5 protein-coding genes are annotated in these 6,233 nt (G+C 34.2%); all 5 read right to left on the bottom strand.

The features are described from left to right. Window positions 1-299: 299 nt before the first annotated feature. Window positions 300-782, bottom strand: coding sequence for a hypothetical protein (locus ENL20_08985; protein HHE38691.1), 483 nt, complete (start codon window positions 780-782; stop codon window positions 300-302). Between the two features lie 42 nt (window positions 783-824). Further along, window positions 825-1,568 (bottom strand): ATP-binding cassette domain-containing protein, encoded by a 744-nt coding sequence (locus ENL20_08980; protein HHE38690.1) that lies wholly within the window; start codon window positions 1,566-1,568, stop codon window positions 825-827. A gap of 209 nt (window positions 1,569-1,777) precedes the next feature. Beyond that, window positions 1,778-2,851: an MlaE family lipid ABC transporter permease subunit gene (locus tag ENL20_08975; GenBank protein ID HHE38689.1), complete on the bottom strand. Its 1,074-nt coding sequence runs from the start codon at window positions 2,849-2,851 to the stop codon at window positions 1,778-1,780. A gap of 6 nt (window positions 2,852-2,857) precedes the next feature. After that, on the bottom strand, window positions 2,858-4,993 hold the full coding sequence (locus ENL20_08970) for a hypothetical protein (protein ID HHE38688.1): 2,136 nt from the start codon (window positions 4,991-4,993) through the stop codon (window positions 2,858-2,860). Window positions 4,994-5,004: 11 nt separating this feature from the next. After that, complete coding sequence (locus ENL20_08965; protein HHE38687.1) at window positions 5,005-5,937, bottom strand: MCE family protein; 933 nt, start codon at window positions 5,935-5,937, stop codon at window positions 5,005-5,007. Between the last annotated feature and the right edge of the window lie 296 nt (window positions 5,938-6,233).

Raw genomic sequence — 6,233 nt, 5'->3', positions numbered from 1 at the left:
CATAATTCTGGTCTTTTCCAACTTCTGCAAAAGCTATTGATTGAACCAGAATTGTCATTAAGCAAATGGCAAAAACTAAAATAGTTTTTTTCATACACCCTCCCTTTTTTTGAAAAATTTTTCCATAATCAAAACACGATATGCAATTTAATTTACGAAAACACTTTATTATTCCATAAATTATGGAACTTCCTTAAAGAACATAATAACGATGTTCTTCAACTCTATTATATGAAAATATTGTCAAGAAAAAATAATATATTGGAAATTCATAGCAGAATTTTTAATTATATTTATAGTTATTTATAGAAAAACATCTTAATCAATTCAGCCTTCATATTCTGATAATGAGTGCCTTTCCAGAAGATTTTTCCACATTTCCGACATACCTTAAAATTTGAATGATTTTGATAAATAAATTCCGGAATAAGATCGATAATTTTATTTTTTGAAATATCAAACAGCAATTTGTTGCAGATGATGCATCTGGTAAAAATATGCTCCTCGTTTAACCTGATATAATCTTTCATCTCCCGCAATTGCTCGAGATGGTTTTCCGATTTGATCAATATCCGGGAAAATTTTTGATTAGATTTTACTTTTTTTTGACTTCTTGTGACAAAGATTCTTCGTTCTTTTTTTGCTATTCGAATAATTGTAAAAAGGTTAACAGACTTATAAATTGCAGCATCATAACCTAACATTCTCAACAATTTAGCTAACTTTCCCAAATCTTCTGTTAGAGTAAATTTCGGTGTTAATTCAACTCTGTTTTTTTCCATAGAAAGGAATTCTAATTTTTTGAACTGTCTAAAATTAATAAATTAATCAAATTTTCCAACTCTAAAAAAAGTCTCAACTTCAGGAACAGCAGAAGATTTTGCTTCAGAAAGAGTTCCGGTAAATATAACTTTTCCATTATCCAGGAAGATCAACCTGTCTGCAATGCGATGAATACTTGCCAATTCATGAGTTACGATAATGATCGACATTTTTAGTTGATTTTTTAATTTCAGAATAAGATTGTCAAGGTTCGCACTGGTTAAAGGATCAAGTCCAGCAGAAGGTTCATCACAAATTAAAATTTCAGGATCCAAGGCAATTGCTCGAGCCAGAGCTGCTCTTTTTTTCATGCCGCCGGATAATTCCGATGGCAATGAATAAATTGCGTTACCCAGATTTACTAAACTTAACTTCACCCGGATTATCTTTTCTATGATTTCCGGTGGTAAATTTGTATGTTGTTCTAAAGGGATCGAGACATTATCAAAGACACTGATAGAATTTAATAAAGCTCCATTTTGAAATAACATTCCGATCTTTTCGAGAATTTTTTCAAATTCGGTTTCTTCCATTCCGGTTATTTCTTTATCAAAGATAGTAACAGAACCGGAAGAAGGATCGTGCAGTCGCAGGATATTTTTGATCAAAGTAGTTTTTCCGCAACCGCTTCCGCCCAAAATAACAGTAATTTCCTGCGGAAAAATATCTACATTAATATTTTCCAGGATGATCTTATTATCATATTTGGCAATAAGATCCTTTACTGATATAATCGGTTTTTTCATAATAAATTTTCTTTTATCTCAATTCAGAACTCTATAAATCCATGAAATAAAATTCCAAATTTAGTATAATTCGGCATAATACAGGCAATTATGGTACTCCTTGAACAAATTATGGACTACTAAAAATAAATTATGGAACATCATAAATTAATTACTGACTACCATAAATTAATTAATCCATCTCATTTTTCTCAATCAGGATGATTGAGTTACAAATTTCCTAAATATAAAAAGCTGAAAACAGCATCCAGAATAATAACGGCAAATATCGAGGCAACCACCGAAAGAGTCGTTGCTTTACCGACACCTTCGGCTCCGCCTTTAACATTAAAACCGTAATAACTTCCAATAATGACAATTACCCAGGAGAAGAAAACACTTTTGCTTAGACCAACGAGGACATCTTTTATAGTAAGAGCATCCAAAACTCTATTCAAAAAAGAGACAGCACTCAAATCAAGATAAGTCATCGCGATTATTAATCCCCCCAAAATACCAACAAGCATAGACATGGTTACTAATAAAGGCATGCAGATCGTGATCGCATGGAATTTTGGAACAACTACATAACGGATGGGATTGATCGCCATCATTTTGAGAGCATCGATCTCTTCCGTAACTTTCATGGTTGCAATTTCGGAAGCAATAGCAGAACCGCTCCTGCCGGCAACGATGATCGCTGTCATCATTGGTCCCATTTCCCTGACCATCGAGATAGCGATCAGATCGGCGATAAAGATATTTGCTCCGAATTGCCGCAGCTGGGCAGCAGATTGCAGGGCAAGGATCAAGCCGATAATGATCGAAAGCAAACTGATAATTCCGAGAGCATCAACTCCGATCAGGATACTTTGCTGGATCACTGAATGTTTCCTCTGACCTTTTTTATTGAAGATCCCGACGAACGACCAGTAAGCTATTTCGGATGTTAAGATCAAACCCTCGAGAAAAGAGTTTTTCCAATTATATAAAGCACCTCCGAGCTGAACAAAAATATTATCCGATTTTTCCTTTTCAGGTAATTTTTCTTCGGAAAGTGAGAAAGTTGAAATTGCCGCCTGAATATTTTCCGAGGCATTTATGATTTTCGGAGAATGATCTTTTAATTTTAAACTCAATTCATCGAGGAAGGCAACTCCGGCACTATCGATAGAAAGAACATTAGAAAGATCGATCAATTCAATATCAGTTGTTTCATATTGGGAAAACTCTCTCAATAAAGAAGGAACTGTGTTTTTATTAAGATCGTTCACCAAGAAAAGCGTCTTATTTTCTAATTTCATTTTCTTTTAACGAAGAATATAAGTTAAGCGAAGGAACAGACTTTGTTCCATCATAATATAATCATCTCCACCATCCTGTTCCTGGTTTTCAAATTTGAGTTTATAATCGAGAGAAATATATTTAAATAATTTCAGATTGAAGATATTTTCCCATTCCATCGAGATATTCTCTTCCTTCTCAATAGGAAAGAGCACATCAGCATTTGTAGTATATGTCAAATTAAAAGGTAATAAAAAGCTGCCGATGAGAGATAATTCCAAACCTTCTTTGTTAACAGATTCCTGTTCTCTATAGATAGCATGATCCTGATAATCAATTTCCAGTGAATCACCTTCTGAACAGACATAATAATCATTATTTATATCTTGTTGCATTCCGAAGCCGCTTCTCAAATTCAGATTGGCTTTGGAATAGTTCATGATCCTCCAATTTATTCCAACTCCTTCTTTTAATTTTAAAGGAAAAAAGGGAGATTTCAGTTTTATTTTATCCTGGTTTTCAGCAACTTCAATCACCTGATCATTAGTATTAACTTTTACATAATTCAAATTTGATTCATAGTTATTCTTATCAAAAAAATGACTATTCAAATCTGCTCTTGCATAAAGTCCGATATTCTTTAAAAAATAAAAAATAAAAGTATTTTTCAGATCAAAATCATCGGAAGAAAGCCGAAAATCCATATCCGGTTCTTTTGAAGTTCCCAATTCGATCAAATTTTTCAAAGTATAATGAAAAGGGTCTTTATCATAAACTAAACGACTGTCGAATTGTGTATTCAAGGTAATTGTTGTTTCCGGATTATCCTTGTCTGTCTCATTATTGCTGTTGATATTAACATTTCCGTGAACTGCACTCGAAAATTTCAATTTATCTGAGGAAGCTCCGATCTCACTTTCCTCAATCACCCCCGACCCGATCAGGTTGGTTGGATTTCCTTCCTCGTCGGTTGCTACCACGATTGTCAATTTCTGAACTTCTCCTTTTTCCACAAAAACAGTTGAAAAATCCCGGTAAGTATTAAATGATTCATTATTAAGCGTGATCTTATACATTCCTGGTCTGAGCAGCCAGATTTTTTGCTGTTCACCAACTTCTTCTTCCGCTGTTAATTCCGTCCCATAACTCTCACCTGTTTCCAAGTCAAAAAGCTCATATCGCATTTGAATGAAGTCCCGTCTTTCGTCGATTATATCGACTGTCAGACAACCCCAATCCGGCTCGATAATAGTCTTATATTGAGGAATAACTTTTATATTTTCTTTGGTCATCATCTGCCTTTCGCTTCCGGATCCATAACTGACTGAATAGATTCCATCTTTTAGAGCAACTGCAGTTCCCATTTTAGCGGTTTTAATTTCATTTCCGTTTTGATCATAAATAATAAAATAAGGCTCGTTATTTGATCTTGTTATTGCGGGTAATAAAAGCGAACCCAATCCGGAATGTCTTAATTCCAGATCAGGATAACTGACAAAGGATGAATCTCTTTCTTCTTTCTGAACGATCGTTTCTTTTTCTGAACCGAATTTAAGATAGTGAACCATATTCGAGATGAAATTGTCTGTTTCATTTAGAATTAAATCATTGATTTTCAGAACAAAAGTTTCTACATTATCATCAAATAATTTTTCTTCCTTATTTACAGAATGATGCACCAAATAAGTTTCTTCCCCACTTTTGCTTAAATAGAAATCCATATTCAAACGAGCGATCTGAACATCTTCATACAAGTAAAGTTCAATATTGTTTAAAACAGTCGAAATTTCATAATCAGGTTTTGTGTTCAAAAATTCTCTTTGTACCTGCCTGAAAATATTGTAATTGACGAGTCTTTTGTTGATCAGGTCGGGAATTATATTGGCTAATTTTACTCCCCAGATATCCTTTTCGGAATAGGTGATCTTCGGTCCGAAATGCCTGATCACGATCTGGCTGCGACTATAAGTTTTAGGAATTTTTGTATCAAGAACCAGAACCGACAGATCAAAAGGTTCGTCTTGCCTCAGCTCCTCTTTTTCCAGGTGGGGATAATATTCCAAAATATAATAATTGACCGGAATATATTTTCCTGCCGAACAACTGCTTAAAACAAGTATGAACAAGACAATAAAAATTATTGGGAAAAAAAGTTTTTTCATGATAAGTTCCTTTATTTTTTCTGGGGTCGTAATAAGATCGAAGGATTTTCGCTGATCTGTCTGGAAAATTCGTTCAGGTAATCCATAGTTTCTTTCAGCGTTTCCAAAGACTGCAGGAAATCCTGACGACTTTTCAGTAGGGTTAGATCAAAATGGAGAAGGGTATCATTTGCCTGATTGACAGCTTTATTAAGATTAACGATCAACTGCTGAATATCTGCTTCCGCGATTTGGCTGGAAAATTTCTCGGTGTTATTTAGGATATTGTTAAATCTTTCAGAATATAATATTTCATTTAATTTTTCAGCTGTTTTTTTTGTTTGTTCTGTCAGATGTACCAGATAAAAAGTTGTGGAATCGATATTGGTTAAAATACTGGCTGCCGGTTCTCGATTTTCCGTGACCATACTGTCGATATTTGCTAAAATATTTTCTAGTTTATGACGATTATTCTGGTTTGTTAATTCTGCTAAATTATGTAAGACATTCTCGAGTTTTTCCGTTATAATTTCTGCTTTCCCGGAAATGCTTTCAAAGGTAGAAGTTCCTGCTAATATTTCACTTCCCGGTTTCAGAAGTTTCGCTTCGTTCGATCCTCCGCTTAATTCTACCTGGAGAAGACCCGTAATTCCAACCGGGATCAATGATGCTTTGACATCTTCCTTGATAGGTGTTCCCGCTTTAACACTTACTTTCACGATTACATTGCGAATGTCTTCCTTGTCGATCAGGATATCATCAACGCGACCAATACTGATTCCATGATATTTCACTGCTCCACCGATCTGTAATCCGCTGATTGATATTTCCTTGTAAACGATGTGGTAACTGTCCCTTTTCTCCATTAACTTGTTTCCAGCGACCATGACAAAAAAGATGATCATTAAAGCAGAAATAAAGATAATAAATATGCCTAACCTGAACTTCTGAGTTTTACTTACCATTGACTTCTCCTATTCTTTTAGGGAAAAAAAATTTGTTTTTTTTAGTGTCAAGAAAAAGATGAATTTCTGTGATAAGAATAGAAAATTTGCCAAATCTTAAAGATTTGGTAAGTTTTAAAAAAGTAAAATTAAAAAGTTATCTCTACCCAGAGGCTTAAACTGAAGATCGATATGGTAGAATCTGCTTTTTTATCGTTTGTACGGTCATAACTACTTGTTAAACCGCCATTGATGTTTTTACTGAATTCGTAGGAAGCACCCGGACTCAAAGTAAGATGTACTTTATTGGTATTTGT

The organism is Candidatus Cloacimonadota bacterium (assembly GCA_011372345.1).
Taxonomy (GTDB): domain Bacteria; phylum Cloacimonadota; class Cloacimonadia; order Cloacimonadales; family TCS61; genus DRTC01.
The sequence above is the reverse complement of the archived record's forward strand: the minus strand, read 5'-3'. Positions and strand labels throughout refer to the sequence as shown.